Raw genomic sequence first — 18,660 nt, 5'->3', positions numbered from 1 at the left:
TCGGATTTAGGGTGTTCGGTTGCTGGGCTGTCCCCGGAACACGAGGCCTCAAAGAGCCTGTCAGCTCGAGGGACCTGCAACTGCTCAAAGAACAGCGGCGGCAGGATTGCGCCCGCCGCCAGTTGGCGCCCTTATAGAGAGGGTCGTGCGCACCGTCAACGCTTTCCGGGCTGGAAAAGCGGCCCCTGGGCGCTTCAGGGCGCACGGTAACGCCCTGAAGAGGTTGAATTTCTGCCGTCTCCCGGCTATTGGCTGGCGGCGTTTTGTCGGGTTCTCCGATCGGACGACCATATAAGGTGAGGCATGATCCGCGGCTTTTTCCGACTGATTGGGCTGTTGCTGCTCGCCGGCGGGTTCATCTTCATGGTCTATGACGGCGCCCGCTGGGTGGCCGACCAGACCCTGCGGTTCACCCGGTTCGGCCAGTTCTGGAACGACATCAATCAGGCCAGCCAGTCGGCCTTCCGCACCTGGGTCGAGGCCAAGGCGCCCTGGCTCTGGACCTCGGTGATCCGCCTGCTGCTGGATCAGCCGGTCTTTGCCGTCCTCGGCATTCTCGGCATCCTGCTGATGTTCCTGTTCCGGCCGCGGAAACCGCTGATCGGCTATTCCCGGGATTGATCTTCAATTCCCGCCGGGATTTGAGCGCCGCGAGGCGCGGCGTAACAACGCTGCCTGCGCTGACGTAGAATCCCTATATCCCCACCTGATCGCGAGCACGCCGCGTGAGCATCTGGCTCAGGCGACGGACAGCTCGTTTCGGAGACCCAACCATGCTGTTCATGCGCAAGACCACCGCGTTGCCGAGCGCAGCCGAGGCGTTGCCCGGCCGCGCGCAAGCCATTCCGACCGCGACCACCCATTTCGTCAACGGCAGCAGGCTCAAGCCGCCTTATCCCGCGGGCCTCGAGCAGGCCGTGTTCGGGCTCGGCTGCTTCTGGGGCGCCGAGCGCAAATTCTGGGAGCTCGGCGAGGGCATCTACACGACGGCCGTCGGCTATGCCGGCGGCCACACGCCGAACCCGACCTATGAAGAGACCTGCTCGGGCCGTACCGGCCACACCGAAGTGGTGCTGGTCGTGTTCGACCCGAACAAGATCCCCTACCAGGCGCTGTTGAAGACGTTCTGGGAAAGTCACAACCCGACCCAGGGCATGCGCCAGGGCAACGATGTCGGCACGCAGTACCGCAGCGCGATCTACACTTATTCCGATGCGCAGATGAAGGCGGCCGACGAGTCGAAGACGCTTTATCAGAAGGCGCTCGCAGCCAGGGGCCTCGGTGCCATCACAACCGAGATCGCACCATCAGGCGAATTCTATTTCGCCGAGGATTACCATCAGCAATATCTGGCGAAGAATCCCGCCGGCTATTGCGGCCTTGGCGGCACCGGCGTGTCCTGCCCGATCGGCGTCGGTGTGAGCGCATAGTCCTACCGGAGGTTCGTCATGGCCGGGTTTGCTCCCGGCCATCCACGATCCCGCTCAACGCTTTATTAACCATAACCGGTGCATCACTGGAGCCGTCTCGTTTCGAGGGATTAGGTCCGGTGCCAGTTGCACGCGCGTTTCGATCGTCGATCTCGGCAGTGGTCTTGGCAGCGTCCGCCGCGCTGCCCCTTGGCGGCTGCATGCAGACTGCGAGCCCCGTCCTGGTGGGGCAGCCGCGCGCCGATCTCGACTCGATGGCCTACGGCCAGCCCTACAGTGCTCCGCAGCCGGTCGTCGTCGCCAACAACGGCGGCGGCGCCATCGCGGCGCTCAACAATTCCTTTGCCTCTTCGCCCGCACCTATGCCGGTCGGTTATGCCGCGCCGAGGGCGGCGCCGATGCGCTATGACGCCTCCTACCATCTCGATGCCGGCGACAAGCTCCGCGTCGTGGTCTACGGCCAGGAAGGCCTCACCAACAGCTACGCCATCGATGCCGGCGGCTCCATCACCATGCCGCTGATCGGCGCGGTGCCGGCACGCGGCCGCACCACGGCTGGTCTCGCCGGCGAGATCGCCGCGCGCCTGCGCAACGGCTATATCCGCGAGCCCTCGGTCGCGGTGGAGATCGAGGCCTATCGTCCGTTCTTCATTCTCGGCGAAGTCACGGCGCCCGGCCAGTATCCCTACGTGCCGAACATGACGGTCGAAAGCGCGGTCGCGATCGCCGGCGGCTTCTCGCCGCGCGCCAAGCGCGACGTCGTCACCGTCACCCACACCGAGAATGGGGGCTCCATGCGCGCCGTGGTGCCGCTCGGTACCCCCTTGAACCCCGGCGACACCGTGTTCGTGGGCGAGCGCTGGTTCTAGATTTAAGCGCGTCTCTCTCCTCCGTCATTCCGGAGCGCGCGATAGCGCGAGCCCGGAATCCATTCATCCACAAATTCTGACGCACGATGGATTCCGGGCCTGCGCCTATCGGCGCATCCCGGAATGACGTCGGGGATTGTCCCAGACCCCTACCTTCGAAAATCCAGCCGGCCCTCTGGAAAACATCCGTCGATCCGCCCGGCCTCGACGACCCGCCCGATCCACGGCCGCGTGATCGCCGGCGTGGTCAGGTTGATGTATTTTCCGACCAGACGTCCTGCGCCGTCGCGCGCGGCCTCGATCAGCCCGTGGCGGCGACCATCGTCCCAGTCGAAGCGCAGATAGATCCGGCTTCCCGCGATGCGGATCTCCGCGCGCCCCGGCTTCCACTTGTCCGGCGTATCACCGGCAATGGTCGGATCGGCGCCGCCGTTCCAGCGGCTGGCCCAGATTCCCTCGATCGGATCCGATGGTGCTGCGATCGCGGCCCACGTCGCCGCATTGACGTCTGCCGCATCGCCGGCCAGCGTGGCCGTCGCGGCATAGTCCTTCACTTCGGCATCATCGGGTGAGGGGACGTCCATGGTCCCGAATGGATTGCGGATGACGAGGTGCGCGATGGCTTGCTGCATGACGAGTTCCCGGCGTGAGTTGGGTTGACCAGCCAGCTCTATCGCCGCGCCGCTGCATGCAGCCACCCGATTTCTGCGAGGGAACGCGCTCTACCTCAAATGCTTCGCGAAGAACTCCATGCTGCGCGGCCAGGCGATGTCGGCGCTGGCCTTGTCGAAGCTCGCGCGCTCGTCGCAATGAAAGCCGTGCTGCGCGCCCGGATAGATGAAGACCTCCACGTCCGGCCGCTTCGCCTTGATGGTCTCGACGTCGGTCAAGGGGATGCCGGCATCCTTCTCGCCGAAATGCAATTGCGTCGGCACTTTTGGTGTCTCGTCGGCAAAGCGCACGACCGCGCCGCCGTAGTAGCCGATTGCGGCCTTCAGGCCGGTCAATCGCGTCGCCGCGACGAAGGCGATGCTGCCCCCCAAGCAAAAGCCGATGATGCCGACCGGGCCGACGCCTTGGACCGCATCGATCGCCGCCTGCGTGTCGCGCAGCATCGCGGCCCAATCCGGACTGGCGACGAATTTGCGCGCCTCGGCGACCTCGTCCGGCGAATAGCCCGACTGGAAGCCCGGCGCGGTACGGTCGAAGATCGACGGCGCGATCGCGACATAGCCTTCGCCGGCGAGGCGGTCGCAAACCGAGCGGATGTGGTGATTGACGCCGAAGATCTCCTGGATCACCACCACCGCGCCCTTGGGCGTGCCCGAGGGATCAGCGCGATAGGCGCCAAAATGGAAATTGTCGGACGCCGTCAGCTTGATGTCTTGTCCCACGCGGGTTGTCCTTCTTGGTTGTTACGAACTCTGCTCTTTCCCCTCATCCTGAGGAGCGGGCCCTTCGAGACGCGGCTAGCCGCTCCTCACCATGGGAGATAAATCTACTCCCACATCCAGTTCTCGCCGTAATCCTCCTTCCATCCCGCCAGCCGTCCGTGGCGGAATTGCAGGAACAGGCGGTGGCGGTACGGGATCAAGCCGCTGCCGCCGATGTTGCGCAGAGCGAGATAGATTTCGTTGCCGGGACGCCCGCGCACATATTGCAGCGGCTGCCCGAGGGCACGGGCGGTCTGTTCGGCGTCCATCCCGAAGGCGAGCGGAATGTTGTTCGATAGGGTCGTGACGAAAGGCCGGCGCGACGGCACCGCGCCGAAGGGATCGGCCTGCGCAGATATCGACAGCAACATCGTGGCCGCAGCCAGCATCGCCCGCTTCATCGCCTACGTCCTCGCTTGCCCGACCTATGCTGGCAAGTTCTTCAGGAAAGGCTCGACGGCGTCAACAAAAGCCTTGGGCTGATCGATGTTGACGGCGTGGCCGGCCGCGGGGATCACGACCTTTTGTGCGCCGGGGATTTTTGCCGCCATGTAATCGGACGCCGCGAGGAACGGCGTGTCGTCGGCGCCAACCACAACGAGGCAGGGCACCTTGATGTCGGGCAGCAGCTCGATCACGCGGGCGTCGCGCTGGGTCAGCATGCCGCGTGCGGCGAGCGCCAGTCCCTTGGCGTTGCGATGACTGGCAACGGCCCGCTCGGGCGTCGCCGACTTCAGGACGTCGAGCCCTTCGCGGTCGAGCTTCTCGGCGGTGGCCAGCGCACGCGTATTCCAGGCCTCGCGCGCGTCGTCCTTCTTGAAGCCCGGACCGGTGTCGATGATCAGCAGCGCGCGCGTGCGCTCTGGATGAGCCCGGTAGAACGCCAGCGACATGTAACCGCCGAGTGACAGCCCGCCGATGATCGCTTGCTCAGCGCCGACCGCATCGAGGATCGCGGCGATGTCGCCGACGGTCAGAGCTTCGCTGTAGGCGTTCGCGTCACCGGGATAATCGGATTGGCCGTGGCCGCGCATGTCCCACAAGATCAGCTTGTGCTCCTTCGCGAGCGCATCGACCTGGCCGTGCCACATCGCGGAGGTCGAGGAGTAGCCGTGGGTCAGCAGCAATGGCGGCCCCTCGCCATGAACCTCATAGTAGATATTGACGCCGTCCCGATCGATCTCAGGCATTGCTTCCGACCCTGTCTTTCTCATCTCACCGCGACGCCGGTGCACCCTCTCTCACAAGGGGAGATGGGACGTTCGCGGCGGCAGTTTTGCTCACCTCACTTCGTCACAGTCTAGCCTGCCTGGTTACCTGTAAGAAACTGCCTCGACGCGATGGCACGCATGTGCGGAGCGCCGCTGTTGCGTCCAGTCGCTGCGTCGGTGCCGTTGGCGCGGCGCACAACGAGCAAGTGCAGAGGTCGTCTGTTTCGACTCATTCCAAATTGCATTTGCCACGGCAACCAAACCCGATCATTCTCGCCGGCAAGGCTGGCGCCGGCCCGGTGGGCGTCCGCCATTCAAGTTGCCGCCGTAAGCGGCTTCATGCACCGGCAGGGGAAGACGCCTATGCCAACACTCACCATCAACGGGCGGAGTCTGTCCGTGGATGCGGCGAACGACACGCCGCTCCTCTGGGCGATCCGCGAGCAATTGCAGATGACCGGCACCAAGTTCGGCTGCGGTGCCGGGCTGTGCGGCGCGTGCACCGTGCACGTCAACGGCGAAGCCGTGCGCTCGTGCCAGACCATGATCAGTGACGTCGCCGGCAAGAAGATCACCACCATCGAAGGCCTCTCCGCCAAGGGCGATCATCCCCTGCAAAAGGCGTGGATCGCCGAACAGGTGCCGCAATGCGGCTATTGCCAGTCCGGGCAGATCATGCAGGCAGCCTCGCTGCTGTCGAAGAATCCCAATCCGTCCAAGGAGGAAGTGGTCGCGCATATGGACGGCAATCTCTGCCGCTGCATGACCTATTCACGGATCCAGAAGGCGATCATGCGCGCCGCATCCGAGATGCGCACCGCGTCCGCCACCTCCAACGAGCGGAGGCCTACATGAACGAGCATGTGAAGAACGTGACTCCCGAGACGACCGATCTCAGCCGCCGCTCCTTCCTCGTCGGCACCGCCGCGACCGGACTCGTGCTCGGCTATGCCGGCGTCCCCGGCATCGGCGAAGCGCTCGCTGCGCCCTCGAATTTCGAGCCGAGCGTCTGGTACGCGATCTCGCCGGATGGTCTGGTCACGGTGACCTGTGGCAAGGCCGACATGGGCCAACACATCGCCTCCACCATGGCGCAGATCGTCTGCGAGGAGCTAGGCGCGAAGTGGAGTGACATGCGCGTCGCGCTCGCCTCCAACGATCCGAAGTTCAACGACCCCGTGCTTGGCGCCCAGATCACCGGCGGCAGCTGGTCGACCATGATGAACTTTGACGCCATGAGTCGCGCGGGCGCCGCGGGCCGCATGGCCCTGACGGAAGGGGCGGCCGCCGCGATGGGTGTGCCGGCATCGGAACTCCTGGTGCGCGATTCCATGATCGTGCATCCGAAGTCGAAGAAGCAGATGTCGTTCGCGGACGTCGTGAAGAGCGGCAAGGCGACGAAAACCTTCACGCCGGACGAGCTGAAGGCGATCAAGCTGAAGACGCCGGACCAATACACCATGATCGGTGTGTCGGTGCCGCAGCTCGACATCCCCTCCAAGACCAACGGCACGGCCAAATACGGCATCGACGTGATGCTGCCTGGCATGGCCTATGGCGCGGTGGTCACCCCGCCGGTGCGCTTCGGCGCCACGGTGAAATCGGTCGACGACAGCACGGCGAAGAAGGTGCCGGGCTTCATCAAGGCCGTCACCCTCGACGACAAGACCGGCACGACCTCCGGCTGGGTCGTTGCGGTCGCCAGCACCTATGCCAACGCCAAGAAGGCGGCGCAGGCGCTAAAGATCGCCTATGACGGTGGTCCGAACGCGAAGCTATCGAGCCAGTCGTTGCTCGACGAGGCCAAGCGGCTCCAGAAGCTGGACGATTCCGGTCAATACTTCGTCAAGGACGGCGATCCCGCAGCGGCGTTCGGTTCCGCGGCCAAGGTGGTCGAGGCCGAGTACACCACCAGCATCAACATCCATGCGCCGCTGGAGCCAATGAACGCCACTGCGGAGTTCAAGGGCGACATCCTGCACATCTATTCCGGCAACCAGTTCGCGACGCGCTCCGGCGCGATTGCAGCGGGCGCAGCCGGGATCGATCCGAAGTTCGTGGTCATGCACCAGATGTGGCTGGGCGGCGGCTTCGGCCGCAGGCTCGATGCCGACATGATGATTCCGGCCGTGCAGGCGGCGAAGGCGGTCGGCAAGCCGGTCAAGGTGATCTACACGCGCGAGAACGACATGACGATGGATTTCTCGCGTCCGCTCACCTACCAAAAGGTCAAGGCCGGCGTGGACGGCGACGGCAAGCTGGTCGCGCTCAGCCACGACGTGGTCTCAGCCTGGCCGACCGCGCGCTGGGGGATCCCCGATTTCCTGACGCCCTCGGTCGACAAGAAGGGGCCGCTCGACAGCTTCACGGTCAATGGCGCGGACTTCTTCTACACCGTGCCCAACCATTATGTGCGGGCGATCAAGAACGAGCTCGCGCACAACGCGACGCCGTCCGGCCAGCTCCGTTCGGTGGCGCCGGGCTGGACCTTCTGGGCGGTCGAAAGCATGATCGACGAGATCGCCGCAGCCACGGGCAAGGATCCCGCCCAGTTCCGCATCTCGCTGCTCGACGGTGCTGGCAAGAACGACGGCGGCGCGCAACGCTTACGCAACACGCTGCTCGCCGCGATGGGTCTGTCAGGCTACGGCAGCAGGCAATTGCCGAAAGGCGAGGGCATGGGGGTTGCCTGCGTGTCGTCGCAGGAGCGTGCGACAGCAAGCTGGACCGCCTGCGTCGCCCATGTCGCGGTGGCGCCGTCGGGCGCCGTCACGGTGAAGAAGCTCACGATCGCAACCGACGTCGGCACCCAGGTGCATCCCGACAACATCCGCGCCCAGGTCGAGGGCGCGGCGCTGTGGGGGCTCTCGCTTGCGATGTACGAGAAGGCGACGCTGAAGGACGGTGGCATCGAGCAGACCAATTTCGACAGCTACACGCCCTTGCGCATGAGCCAGGTGCCCGAGGTCGCGATTGCCGTGATCGCAAATGGTGAAAAGGCCACCGGCGTCGGCGAGCCCGCCGTGACGGTGGTCGCGCCCGCCATCGGCAACGCCATCTTCAACGCGAGCGGAGCCCGCGTGCGGGCGCTGCCCATCACGGCCGAGGCCGTGAAGGCGAGCATGAAGGCGTGAGCCGGGCTGCGATTGCCGAATGAGATGATCCGCCGGAGGGCGACCTCCGGCGGATTTGTTTTGGGGCAGTCACCACAATCTCAGTGTCATGCCCCGGCTTGACCGGGGCATCCAGTACGCCGCGGCGGACCTAGTGAGAGCGAACTCCAACGTCGGCCTCTGGAACACAGGATCGCCCGGTCGAGCCGGGCGACGACAGCGGAGGGTGGGCGAGAACACCCGAAATTCTCCTTATCCATCAATGCCCGCTCTACTGTGCATGGGGTTGTTCTCGCAATTTTTGAAGTTCCCGTCGTTGGAACCCCAATCCCTAAAATTGCACCCAATCCCCCAAGGTTCCGTTGAGCACGCCTCTTAAGGGCCAGAAAACCTGATCCGGCCTAGGCTGTCGCCAAATCCAGTCCCACGCTTTGGGGAAGTCATGAACGCGCTAGCCAAAACCGCCGCCAAACGCCGGCTTCTGCTCGCCTCCGACCGAAGCGACGAGAGCACCGAGCTCGCCAGCATCTTGAAAGCAGTCGGCGAGGTCTCGACGGTGTCGACAGAGGAGATTCCCACCCAGCCGGCGCGCGATCTCTCCGGCCTCGTGGTCGACATCAACCTGCGCTCGCCTGAGAGCGTGCAGCGGGTGCGCAACAAGCTGCGCGGCGATGCCTATCGGTCGATGCCGCGGCTGTTCGTGCTCGCCGATGCCCTGCATCATGGCACCATGCAGGCGTGGGCGCTCGGCGCCACCGACACGATCTCGCGGCCGCTTCAGGCCGATGCCATCTTGCAGCGCATCCGCGCCGCCTTCCCGGACACCGCCGCCTATGACGCGACTGATCGCGGCAAGACGCTCAATCGCGGGGTCGACGCGGCGCATGCCGTGCTGAAGAAGATGTTCGAGAAGCTTCCGCTCGGCGTGCCCCTGACCTTCGACGATGTCATCGCCGCGGAAAGCAAGATCCTGAAGGCGATCAAGCACTCCTCGCTGCGCGAATGGCTCACCACGGTCGGCTGCCACCATGTCGGCAGCTATCGTCACTGCCTGTTCGTCACCGGTTTCGCCGTCGCCTTTGCGCAGCATCTCGGCATGCGCGAGGACGACCAGCGCCGCCTGACCCGCGCCGCGCTGCTGCACGACGTCGGCAAGGCTTTCGTACCCTCCGCGCTGCTCGACAAGCCCGGCAAGCTGACCGACGAGGAGATGGCCGAGGTCCGCCAGCATCCGCGCCGCGGCTATGACGCGCTCGCAGCCCAAGGCGGCTTCCCGCCGGAGATGCTCGACGTCGTCTTGCATCACCACGAATTCCTCGACGGCAGCGGCTATCCGAACGGTCTGTCGTCGAACCAGATCAGCGACATCGTGAGGGTGACGACGATCGTCGACATCTACGCCGCGCTGGTCGAGAAACGCGCCTACCGCATGCCGTTCACGCATTCGCGTGCGTTCGGGATGATGGAAGGCATGGGCGGCAAGCTCGATCAGCAGCTGTTGCAGGCGTTCCGCCCGGTGGCGCTGGGCTCGTTCTAGGCGAGCTGCCGTAGGGCGCAAAGGCGCGCTCTTTGCGCGCCGTGCCCACCACGTGCATCATCCGCATCCGGGAGTTGGTGGGCACGCTACGCTTTGCCCACCGCACGGCGTGCCGTTTGGCGGCACCTTCGTCACCCCACCATCTTCCTCAGCTCCGCCTTCGCGACCTTTTCCAGCGTCGAGCGCGGCATGTCGTCGACGAACCGGATCTCACGCGGCACCTTGAAGTCGGCGAGGCCGCTACGGCAGGCGGCCATCACGCGGTCATGCAGGTCGGGCGCAGCGCCCGCGACGCCGCCCTGCGGAATGATGAAGACGACAGGCACCTCGTCCAGCATCGGATGGGCCTTCGCCACCACGGCCGCCTCGCGCACGCCCGGCACCACCGCGATCACCTGCTCGATCTCGGAGGCCGCGACGTTCTCGCCGCCGACCTTCAGCATGTCCTTGGCGCGGTCGCCGAACTTGATGTAGCCGTTCGCGAGACGCTCGACCCGGTCGCCCGTAAGGAAGAAGCCGTGCTCGTCGAAACTCTCGCGCGTCGCCTTTTCGTTGTGCAGATATTCGGCGAACAGCGACAGGCCGGGAATGCCCTTGATTGCGAGATTGCCGGTGCCGCCGACGTCCGTCGGCCGGCCGTCATCGTCGGTGATGCGGATCTGATACTCCGGCGCGGCGCGGCCGATCGACATCGGGATGTTGGGCTGGTCGACCTCGCCGATGATGCCGTGGGTGATGGTCTCGGTCATGCCCCACCAGCCGATCATCTTGATGCCGAAGGCGGCAAAGGCCGGCGGCTCGTTGATCGCGGTGCCCCACAGGCGGAATTTGTGGTCTTTCGGGATCTCCTGCTCGAGCAGAGCCTTCATGCAGAAGGGAATCGTCGAGGTCCAGCTCGCGCCGTGCTCGCGCGCGACGCCCCAGAACCGGCGCGCGGAAAAGCGCGGCTGGATCACGCAGGTACTGCCGACCCACAGCGTCGCCAGCATGGAATAGGCCAGCGCATTGGTGTGGAACAGCGGCAGATAGGCCTGGTGCACGTCGCCGGCATGCAAATCCTCGTGCGCGGCGTTGATCTTGGCACCCCACAGAGCGTTGGCATGGGTCCACAGCACAGCCTTCGGACGCGACGTCGTGCCCGAGGTGTACTGCACGCTGCACGGCGCGAGCGGATCGGTCGCGCGCTTCGGACGACCGGCGCTGTCGGCGAACAGCGATTCAAAACTGTCGCCGCGTGAAACCGCCTGCGCGGGCGCCGTGCCCGCATCATGCGAGGTGACCGCCATCCAGCGGAGGTTGCGGCAGTTCTGCGCGACGATCTCCGCATAGGCCGGCTGCGTGATCGCGGCGACTGCGCCGCAATGATCGGCAAAATAGGCGATCTCGGCCGGCGCCGACCGGGTGTTGGTGGTGACCGCGATGGCGCCGAGCTCGACACAGCCAAACCACGCCAGCATCGCCTCGATGCAATTGTCCAGATGAATGAGCACATATTCGCCGGGCTTGATGCCGCGTCGTGCCAGCCCCGCCGCGAGCGCGCCGACCCGTTCGTGAAATTCGCCATAGCTCCAGCGCCGCGCCGGCGCATCGAACGGCGCCCAGATCAGGAACGGATGGTCACGGCGGACCTCGGCCCGCATCCTCAAGAGCCAGGGCACGTCGAGCCCGTCGAACGGGCCGACGATTCCGGTGTCGGTCTGATGAATGGACATGATTCCTCCCCGTGCAGCCTGCATCTTGATGGCAGCTGTCTTTTGATGATTGCGTCTTCCTGCCATCGGACGAGGCGGGGCGCAAATCGGGGGGCATTTGCATGAAGTTAAGGAGCGCGCTCTCTCCTCCGACATGGCTGGGACAAGCCCGGGTATGACCATGGAGTGTGTCGCGCCGGAGGTGACCTAATCCGCGTACGACGAGATCTCGATCAGGCTCCCATCCGGATCCCGGCAATAGACCGAGCGCAGCGTGCCGCGGGCGCCCTGCTTGGGAACCGGGCCTTCCTCGATCGCGACGCCATGTGCCGTTAAATGCGCCACCACCTCGTCGGGCGGCGAGGAGGTCAGGAAACACAGGTCTTCGCTGCCGGCGGCTGGGTTGTTCGCGGTGAACCATTCCACCTTGTCGGCGTCGCGCGGCCGCACGTTGATCTTCTGATTACCAAACGCGAGCGACGTCCGCGGCGCTTTGCCGCCGCCAGGGTCGAACACTTTGACTTCCATGCCGAGGATCTTGCGGTACCACTCCGCGGTCGCCGCAACGTCCGCGGCGTTGATCACGAGATGATCGAGGGCCTCGACCTTGACCGGCATGCCTTATCCTTTCGTCGTGATGCGCCCCGCGCACTTTTCGCCTGCGGCAAGCTTTGTTACAACCCCACCGACGCCGGCTTCAAGACATCTGGCTTCAAGAACAACACGTTGGGAGAACCCTTGAGATGATCACTCGCCGTACCGCGCTGGGCCTGCTCGCCGCCAGTCCGCTTGCAGCCACCCCGCTGTCGAAGGCTTTTGCCGCCGATTACCCGGCCCGGCCGGTGAAATGGGTGGTCGGCTATCCGCCGGGCGGAGCCACGGACATCCTGGCGCGGCTGATCGGCCAGCGGCTGTCGGAAAAGCTCGGCCAGCAGTTCGTGATCGAGAACAAGCCCGGTGCCGGCAACAATATCGCCACCGAATCGGTCATCAATGCCGAGCCCGACGGCTATACGCTGCAGCTGATCAACCCGGCCAACTATATCAACGCCTCGCTCTACAAGAATCTCAAGTTCAACTTCGTGCAGGATATGGCGCCGGTGGCCTCGTTCCAGCGCGTGCCGAACGTGATGACCGTCAACAAGGACGTGCCGGCCAAGACCGTCGCCGAGTTCATCGAGTACGTGAAGGCCAACCCCGGCAAGGTCAACATGGCCTCGTCCGGCAACGGCACCTCGGTGCATCTGTCCGGCGAGATGTTCATGGCCATGACCGGCTGCAAGATGCAGCACGTGCCCTATCGGGGCGCGGCGCCCGCGATCACCGATATGCTCGCCGGCCAGGTGCAGGTGATCTTCGACAACATGCCTTCGATCATCCAGCACATCCGCTCCGGCTCGCTTCGCGCCATCGGCGTCACCACCACGGAACGCTCGCCGCAGCTGCCCGACGTGCAGCCGGTCGCCGACACCGTCAAGGGCTATGAGGCCAGCGCGCTGTTCGGCATGGGCGCGCCGAAGAACACGCCGAAGGAAATCATCGCCAAGCTCAACGCCGAGGTCGCCGCGGTGCTGAAGGAGCCCGACATGACCAAGCGCCTGGTCGAGCTCGGCGGCGAGCCGCGGATCCAGACTCCGGAAGCGTTCGGTGAGGAGATCAAGGCCGAGACCGAAAAGTGGAGGAAGGTCGTCGAATTCGCCGGCCTGAAGGTCGAGTAGCGATCTTGTGACAACCGGAAAATGGAGCCCTGCCGCATGGCAGGGCTTTTTTCTTGCGTGCCTGGTTGCGCGGCGCGCGAGGCCGGTCGCGCCGTATCAAGAGCTGGCGGATTTACCGCTTCGCGTCCGCCTGTTCCGTGCCGGTGCACGAGATCAGCATCGTGTAGGCGCGGGCGTTAGCGGCGATGTCGGTGGTCTTCAGTTCACCCTTGGGCTCCGCGGTCTGGTAGGGCACCACGGAATTGTCGAGGAAGTCGCGCAGCGCGCCGGTCTTGATGGCGAAGTTGATGTTCTCGGGGATGTTACCGGTTGCGACCGCGATTCGCAGATTGTCGAGCTTTCCCGTAACCACGCCGACGATCTGCCCGGTGGTGTCGAACAGCGGGCCTCCGCTATTGCCGGGCTGCACGGGTGCGCTGATCTGAAGGAAACGTGAATCGTTGCGCATCCCACTGAGCGAGCTCACGATACCAGTGGTGACGGTGAAATCCGAGCTCAGAAGTCCACGGTAGGGAAAGCCGATCGCCACGACGGAATCGCCGGAGCGGATTGAGCGATCGCGAATCCGGACAAACTCTTTGAACGTCGTTGTCGACGGCGCCTGCAAGAGGGCGAGATCGTTCATTGCATCGCTCGATACGACGCGCAACGTCATTGCGGCCTCTCCTGTGAGATTGCCTTTGAGGTCGCTGCAACCGTCGATCACATGGTGGTTCGTGACGATGTGCCCGCTGGCACTCACCACGAAGCCGGTGCCGCTCTTCGACTTGGCAGACTTGCCGGACGCAGGCGGCGACGCCTGCTTCTCCGTCGTGGCGGCTGGCTTGGCCGTACCCTTGGTGAAGTCGCCGGCCTTGTCGAGCCCGTCGGCTTTCACCTTGGTCACGCAATTGGTCAATGCCGCGATGACCGGCCCGGTCGATGTCAGATCGAAATTCAGAACGGCGCGGCCAGCTGTTGCGACCATCAGGCTGGACTTCTGGAACGTCCGCACAACGTTGAGTGGCATGACGGCGGTCAACATGTTGGACTGATATGCCGTCGCGTACAGCCTGGCTTGCTCCCGCCCGTCGAAGATCACGTCGATCGCGGCGTTCTCGCCCTTGTTGAAGTGGTAGCCGGGGCTTGCAAAAGCCAGCAACCAGGTGCCGGCGGCGTTCTGGCTTACGACCAGGATGACGCCGTTCGCATAGGGGCTCGTTGCGGCGCAATGGGAGAAAGCGCCCGTCTCGTCGTTGCTGAAGGCGCCGCCGACCCAGTTACCGACATTGACGCTGCCGAACGGTCCTTTCGCGTGCGCGATGCCGGCGATACCCAACTGCAACAAGGACGCAACGATCAATGATTTAAGCCACATACCAGCCCCCGGACCCTTTCGGTTGCATCATATCTGCGGGACCACGCGTCGTGCAACCGGCAGTTGTTCGTTCCGGCGCAATCTGCTCGCGTCGAGGCTTGCGGTTACTTTGCATTCCTATATACTTTGCGATACAAAGTAACGGGACGGGCAATCCCGGCAAGCATTGGCGGAGCGGGGTTTGGCGTTGCCGATACGCGATCTCGACAAGGCACTGGCCGACATCGTGACGATCCGGAGCCAGATTGCGGCTGGCACGGCCTTCCGCGGCTATGGCCCGGCGACGATGGCCGCGACCGGCGCCGTCGCGCTCATCACCGCGATCCTGCAATTCTGGCTGCTCGGCGATCCCACCAGTGAGCCGCTCGGCTTTTTCTTCGGCTGGTTCATCGCCGCCGCGCTCTCCGTCCTGATGATCGGGATCGAGATGCGTGCGCGATCGCGCCGTCATCATTCGGGCCTCGCCGATGCCATGATTCACCAGGCGGTCGAGCAATTCCTGCCCGCAGGCGTTGCCGGTGTGTTGCTCGCGGTGGTGATGTGGAAGTTCGCCGGCGAGACGCTGTGGCTGCTTCCGGGCCTGTGGCAGATCCTGGTGTCGCTGGGCATTTTTGCCTCCGTCCGCTCCCTGCCGCGCACCGTCGCGTTCGCCGGCGCCTGGTATTTCGTGTCCGGCTTCGCGGTGGTGGTGCTCGCGAGCCAGACTCACACGCTGTCACCATGGACCATGGGCCTGCCCTTCGTGATCGGGCAGTCGATGATGGCGGGCATTCTGCATGTCGCATCCGGAGACCATGATGTCGAAGACTGACAGCGCACCCTTCTCTTACGAAGGATTGGACCGCGTGATCCACGAGAAGGCGAGGCTCGGCCTTCTGACGTCGTTGATGGCGCATCCGAAGGGGCTGGCATTCGCCGACCTCAAGCAGCTGTGCGGCCTCACCGACGGCAATCTCAGCCGGCACCTTGCCGTGCTTCAGGAGGCCGGCCTCGTCGAGGTGACCAAGGGCTACGAGGGCAACCGCCCGCACACCACTTGCCGCCTCACCAGGACCGGGCGGCGCCGCTTCCTCGACTATCTCGCCGTGCTCGAGCGCCTGGTGCGCGACGCTGCGAAAGCCGCCGGCCGCGAGGCGCCGCCGCTCGGCCGCCTCGGTATCGTCTCGACCTGATCCCCCCTTTTTTGACCGGAGACTTTGCAATGCAAAGTGATGTTACGCCCCGCGACGAGAAGCTTCATGTCGGCATCATCATGGACGGCAACGGACGATGGGCGACGCGGCGCGGCCTGTCGCGGGTGCGCGGCCATGAAGCGGGTGTCGAGGCGATCCGCCGTATCGTCGAGGCCGCGCCCAAGCAGGGCATCGGCACGCTGACGCTCTACGCCTTCTCCACCGACAATTGGCGGAGGCCGAAGGCCGAGGTCGCCGCATTGATGACCTTGCTGCGCTTCTATCTCGCCAATGAGGTGCAGAGCCTGGTCAGGAACGGTGTGCGCCTCAACGTGATCGGCCGCCGTGATCGCCTGCCCGAAGGCATCGCCACGGCGATCACGCGCGCCGAGGAAGCCACCGCCCGGGGCAGCACCCTGCACCTGCGCATCGCGGTCGATTACTCCGCGCGCGACGCCATTCTCAATGCTGCGGCGAAGGCGGCCGCCTTGACCAGCCTCACCCGCGAAGCCTTCTCGCAGCTCGTCACCGGCGAAGCCGGTCTGCGCGACGTCGACCTCATCATTCGCACCTCGGGCGAAAAGCGGCTGTCGGACTTCCTGCTCTGGGAGGGCGCCTATGCCGAGCTGCACTTCACCGAGCGGATGTGGCCCGAGTTCGACGCGAGCGATCTGGCCGCTGCCCTAGCCTCCTTCCACGGCCGCGAGCGTCGCTTCGGCGGCCTCCAGGCGATCATGCCCGAGGAGGTGCCGTCGCTCTCCCGTGTGTGACCGTGGCACATGACAACAAGACGTTCGTTCTCGGCCGTATGATCGGCGCAAGGTCCAGGCAGCCAGCGCGGCTGCGGCCAGGCGTGGCTGGCCTCCAGGATACCGGTCTCGGAGACGGCAGTCGGTTCATCTCACAGCCTATTGCGTTAGCGGAACTGCCGCAATCCTCGGCACGCCGCCCCGCTCGAAAAGCGCTGCAAGCTTCTGCGGATCGTGCTCTACTGCCCCTTGCGGCGGGAGTTTCGCAAGATGCGCGCAGTTCTGGATTATTGCAGCGGCGGGACGGAGCGGAAGGTCGAGGCCGGTACGCTCATCGTGACCGAGGGTGGCACCAGCGGCCATCTCTACGTGCTGATGCAAGGCAAGCTCGAGGTGCTCAAGGGCGAGATGGTGGTCGCCATCGTCACCGAGCCCGGCGCAGTGCTCGGCGAGATGTCCGTGCTGCTGGGCCAGCCGCACACCGCAACGGTGCGGGCCTGGTCCGACGCGGTCGTCTACGAGTTCGAGGATGCCGCCTCGTTTCTCGAGAAGGAGCCGGGCGTAGCTCTGTTGATCGCAAAAATGCTGGCGCAGCGGCTCAATGTCGCCAACACCTATCTCGCCGATCTCAAACGGCAATATGCCGGCCACGGCACGCATCTGGCCATGGTCGGCGAGGTGCTCCAGAGCATGATCAACCTGCCGCCGCTTGAGGTTTCGCCAGGCTCGGATCGGCAATCTGATCCAAGAATATGAGCCAGTCGGGCGGCGCTTCGATCGGCGCCGCGGGCCGCTTCAGCGGCGCATTCAGGTCGATCCATTGGCCCTCGCCGGCCGCAAGCCAGAACGCCTTGCCCGCGTCGAGGTCCAGCACGATGCAGGTCGGCGGCCGGCCCGGCTGCAGGCCGGTGTTGAAGATCCAGCTCCCGCCCAGCCGGTCGAACCACGAGCCGCCGGTGATGAACGGCGATTGGTGCACATGGCCCGAGATTACCATCGACGGCTGGTGCTGCACGATCCATTGCATCAGCTCGACGTCGCCGAAGAAGCGTTTGCCGCCCCAGCTCGTCGGTGAATCCGCCGGCGGCGCGTGATGTGCCCAGATCCAGCGTCGCGGCCGGCCGATGGCGGCGTCGGCGAGTTGGGCGACGATGCGCTGTTTGACCAGCGGCCCGTCCCACCACGGGCACACCGTGAACATGGTGTCGCCAATGGTCAGGCTGTCGCCGTCGCAGGCGATGCCCAACTCGCGCACCTCCGAGATCCACCGTGAGATCTTCTCGCCGTCTGTATTGCGCTCGTCGAGGTCGTGATTGCCGGAGCATAGGATCACGCGGGACTTCGCGGCAAGCAGCGCGAGGTATTTCTTCACCACCACGATCTGGGCGCGAAAATCCACCATCGAGCCGATGTCGAGCGCGTCGCCGGCGAAGATCACGAGGTCGAATTGCGGTGCCGCGCTGACCAGCCAGTCGAGCTGCGGCAGCGAATAATGCAGGTCGGCCACGACCAGGCAGCGCATCGAAAACCCCTCAGTGGGAGCTTGAAAATGTCGGGAATTCCAGACGTCCATGAAGCAAGAAGCGGACCAGCTGGTCGCTCCCTCGCGCCATCACCGCAAGGCTAGACCGGATCGGTAAATTCTGGTGTCGTGGCGGACCTCAACGCGAATGTCCGCATGACCTCCTTCAAGATTATTCGTGCCCGCGCCGAGAAACGCAAGGGCGGTCCTAAGGCATTGGAAAAGCTGATGCCGGCAAAGCCCGACCTGAAGCGGCTGGCCAAGCTCGGCGACGACCGCGTCCTCGCCGAGATGACGAAGCGTGTGTTCTGCGCCGGCTTCGCCTGGAGCGTGATCGATTCGAAATGGGACGGCTTTGAAGAGGCCTTCCTGCATTTCCAGCCGGCCAAGCTCTGCTTCCAGCCGGAAGACTATTGGGAAGGCCTTTTGCGCGACGCGCGCATCGTGCGCAACGGTGCCAAGATCATGTCGGTGCGCGACAATGCCGCCTTCGTGCAGGAGATCGCGAAGGAGCATGGCAGCTTCGGCAAGTTTCTGGCGAAATGGCCTTCGTCCGACGAGATCGGCCTGCTCGATCTCCTGACCAAGCGCGGGAGCCGTCTCGGCGGTAACACCGGGCAGATGCTGTTGCGCTTTGTCGGTTGGGATGGCTTCGTCACGTCAAAGGATGTCGTCGCGTCCTTGCGCGATGCCGGCCTCGACATTGCGGAAGAGGTCAAGTCGAAGGGCGATCTCGCCAAGGTGCAGGCGCAGTTCAACGCCTGGGCCGACGAGACGGGTCTACCCTACACCTATCTGTCACGCATCTGCGCGCTGTCGGCGGGTGAAAACCGCAGCGAGTAGCGCGGACCGCTGCCA

The 18,660-nt window shown here is 64.6% G+C and carries 20 protein-coding genes; 12 read left to right on the top strand and 8 right to left on the bottom strand.

What is annotated here, in order from left to right; translation table 11 throughout:
• The first annotated feature begins 303 nt into the window (after positions 1-303).
• From ACFDR6_RS05240 to ACFDR6_RS05230, 3 genes are all read left to right on the top strand, one after another.
• Positions 304-621: a hypothetical protein gene (locus ACFDR6_RS05240; RefSeq protein WP_212083532.1), complete on the top strand. Its 318-nt coding sequence runs from the start codon at positions 304-306 to the stop codon at positions 619-621.
• Between the two features lie 152 nt (positions 622-773).
• Complete coding sequence (gene msrA / locus ACFDR6_RS05235; protein WP_375857659.1) at positions 774-1,430, top strand: peptide-methionine (S)-S-oxide reductase MsrA; 657 nt, start codon at positions 774-776, stop codon at positions 1,428-1,430.
• Positions 1,431-1,549: 119 nt separating this feature from the next.
• The gene (locus ACFDR6_RS05230; RefSeq protein WP_375857658.1) at positions 1,550-2,299 is read left to right on the top strand and encodes a polysaccharide biosynthesis/export family protein; all 750 of its coding nucleotides are present in this window, start codon (positions 1,550-1,552) and stop codon (positions 2,297-2,299) included.
• 149 nt (positions 2,300-2,448) lie between these two features.
• Here the strand turns inward: ACFDR6_RS05230 and ACFDR6_RS05225 are convergent, their stop codons facing one another.
• From ACFDR6_RS05225 to ACFDR6_RS05210, 4 genes are all read right to left on the bottom strand, one after another.
• Positions 2,449-2,931, bottom strand: coding sequence for a hypothetical protein (locus ACFDR6_RS05225; protein WP_375857656.1), 483 nt, complete (start codon positions 2,929-2,931; stop codon positions 2,449-2,451).
• A 90-nt stretch (positions 2,932-3,021) separates the two neighbouring features.
• The gene (locus ACFDR6_RS05220) at positions 3,022-3,693 is read right to left on the bottom strand and encodes a dienelactone hydrolase family protein (RefSeq protein ID WP_375857655.1); all 672 of its coding nucleotides are present in this window, start codon (positions 3,691-3,693) and stop codon (positions 3,022-3,024) included.
• A gap of 104 nt (positions 3,694-3,797) precedes the next feature.
• Entirely contained in the window at positions 3,798-4,133 is a 336-nt protein-coding gene (locus tag ACFDR6_RS05215) for a hypothetical protein (protein WP_212083548.1), read from the bottom strand.
• 24 nt (positions 4,134-4,157) lie between these two features.
• Entirely contained in the window at positions 4,158-4,922 is a 765-nt protein-coding gene (locus ACFDR6_RS05210; RefSeq protein WP_375857653.1) for an alpha/beta fold hydrolase, read from the bottom strand.
• Positions 4,923-5,306: 384 nt separating this feature from the next.
• Between ACFDR6_RS05210 and ACFDR6_RS05205 the strand changes: the two genes are divergently transcribed.
• From ACFDR6_RS05205 to ACFDR6_RS05195, 3 genes are all read left to right on the top strand, one after another.
• Positions 5,307-5,798: a (2Fe-2S)-binding protein gene (locus ACFDR6_RS05205; RefSeq protein WP_375857652.1), complete on the top strand. Its 492-nt coding sequence runs from the start codon at positions 5,307-5,309 to the stop codon at positions 5,796-5,798.
• Positions 5,795-8,077, top strand: coding sequence for a xanthine dehydrogenase family protein molybdopterin-binding subunit (locus ACFDR6_RS05200; protein ID WP_375857651.1), 2,283 nt, complete (start codon positions 5,795-5,797; stop codon positions 8,075-8,077). The genes ACFDR6_RS05205 and ACFDR6_RS05200 overlap by 4 nt, the downstream gene beginning before the upstream one ends.
• Positions 8,078-8,498: 421 nt before the next feature.
• Positions 8,499-9,593, top strand: coding sequence for an HD-GYP domain-containing protein (locus ACFDR6_RS05195; protein ID WP_212083570.1), 1,095 nt, complete (start codon positions 8,499-8,501; stop codon positions 9,591-9,593).
• Between the two features lie 131 nt (positions 9,594-9,724).
• Here the strand turns inward: ACFDR6_RS05195 and ACFDR6_RS05190 are convergent, their stop codons facing one another.
• Both ACFDR6_RS05190 and ACFDR6_RS05185 read right to left on the bottom strand, forming a co-directional pair.
• Positions 9,725-11,305, bottom strand: a complete 1,581-nt coding sequence (locus ACFDR6_RS05190) for an AMP-binding protein (RefSeq protein ID WP_375857649.1) — start codon at positions 11,303-11,305, stop codon at positions 9,725-9,727.
• A gap of 186 nt (positions 11,306-11,491) precedes the next feature.
• Entirely contained in the window at positions 11,492-11,902 is a 411-nt protein-coding gene (locus ACFDR6_RS05185; RefSeq protein WP_212083574.1) for a VOC family protein, read from the bottom strand.
• A 125-nt stretch (positions 11,903-12,027) separates the two neighbouring features.
• Here ACFDR6_RS05185 and ACFDR6_RS05180 point away from each other — a divergent pair, with 125 nt between their 5' ends.
• Positions 12,028-13,002 carry a Bug family tripartite tricarboxylate transporter substrate binding protein gene (locus tag ACFDR6_RS05180; RefSeq protein ID WP_212083577.1) on the top strand — a complete coding sequence of 325 codons (975 nt, stop codon included), beginning with the start codon at positions 12,028-12,030 and terminating at the stop codon, positions 13,000-13,002.
• A 112-nt stretch (positions 13,003-13,114) separates the two neighbouring features.
• On the opposite strand, the gene ACFDR6_RS05175 is transcribed toward ACFDR6_RS05180, so the two are convergent.
• The gene (locus tag ACFDR6_RS05175; RefSeq protein WP_375857648.1) at positions 13,115-14,359 is read right to left on the bottom strand and encodes a S1C family serine protease; all 1,245 of its coding nucleotides are present in this window, start codon (positions 14,357-14,359) and stop codon (positions 13,115-13,117) included.
• Between the two features lie 193 nt (positions 14,360-14,552).
• Here ACFDR6_RS05175 and ACFDR6_RS05170 point away from each other — a divergent pair, with 193 nt between their 5' ends.
• From ACFDR6_RS05170 to ACFDR6_RS05155, 4 genes are all read left to right on the top strand, one after another.
• Positions 14,553-15,170: a hypothetical protein gene (locus ACFDR6_RS05170; protein ID WP_375857916.1), complete on the top strand. Its 618-nt coding sequence runs from the start codon at positions 14,553-14,555 to the stop codon at positions 15,168-15,170.
• The gene (locus ACFDR6_RS05165) at positions 15,157-15,531 is read left to right on the top strand and encodes a transcriptional regulator (RefSeq protein ID WP_317241623.1); all 375 of its coding nucleotides are present in this window, start codon (positions 15,157-15,159) and stop codon (positions 15,529-15,531) included. The genes ACFDR6_RS05170 and ACFDR6_RS05165 overlap by 14 nt, the downstream gene beginning before the upstream one ends.
• Before the next feature lie 29 nt (positions 15,532-15,560).
• The gene (locus ACFDR6_RS05160) at positions 15,561-16,301 is read left to right on the top strand and encodes a di-trans,poly-cis-decaprenylcistransferase (protein WP_212083583.1); all 741 of its coding nucleotides are present in this window, start codon (positions 15,561-15,563) and stop codon (positions 16,299-16,301) included.
• A gap of 249 nt (positions 16,302-16,550) precedes the next feature.
• Positions 16,551-17,036, top strand: coding sequence for a Crp/Fnr family transcriptional regulator (locus tag ACFDR6_RS05155; RefSeq protein ID WP_212083585.1), 486 nt, complete (start codon positions 16,551-16,553; stop codon positions 17,034-17,036).
• Here the strand turns inward: ACFDR6_RS05155 and ACFDR6_RS05150 are convergent.
• The gene (locus ACFDR6_RS05150) at positions 16,975-17,802 is read right to left on the bottom strand and encodes a metallophosphoesterase family protein (protein WP_375857646.1); all 828 of its coding nucleotides are present in this window, start codon (positions 17,800-17,802) and stop codon (positions 16,975-16,977) included. The two genes, ACFDR6_RS05155 and ACFDR6_RS05150, sit on opposite strands and share 62 nt — an antisense overlap.
• A 156-nt stretch (positions 17,803-17,958) precedes the next feature.
• Between ACFDR6_RS05150 and ACFDR6_RS05145 the strand changes: the two genes are divergently transcribed.
• Positions 17,959-18,645 carry a DNA-3-methyladenine glycosylase I gene (locus ACFDR6_RS05145; RefSeq protein ID WP_375857645.1) on the top strand — a complete coding sequence of 229 codons (687 nt, stop codon included), beginning with the start codon at positions 17,959-17,961 and terminating at the stop codon, positions 18,643-18,645.
• Positions 18,646-18,660: the final 15 nt, after the last annotated feature.

This window comes from Bradyrhizobium tunisiense (assembly GCF_042263385.1).
GTDB classification, from domain to species: domain Bacteria; phylum Pseudomonadota; class Alphaproteobacteria; order Rhizobiales; family Xanthobacteraceae; genus Bradyrhizobium; species Bradyrhizobium tunisiense.
The sequence above is the reverse complement of the archived record's forward strand: the minus strand, read 5'-3'. Positions and strand labels throughout refer to the sequence as shown.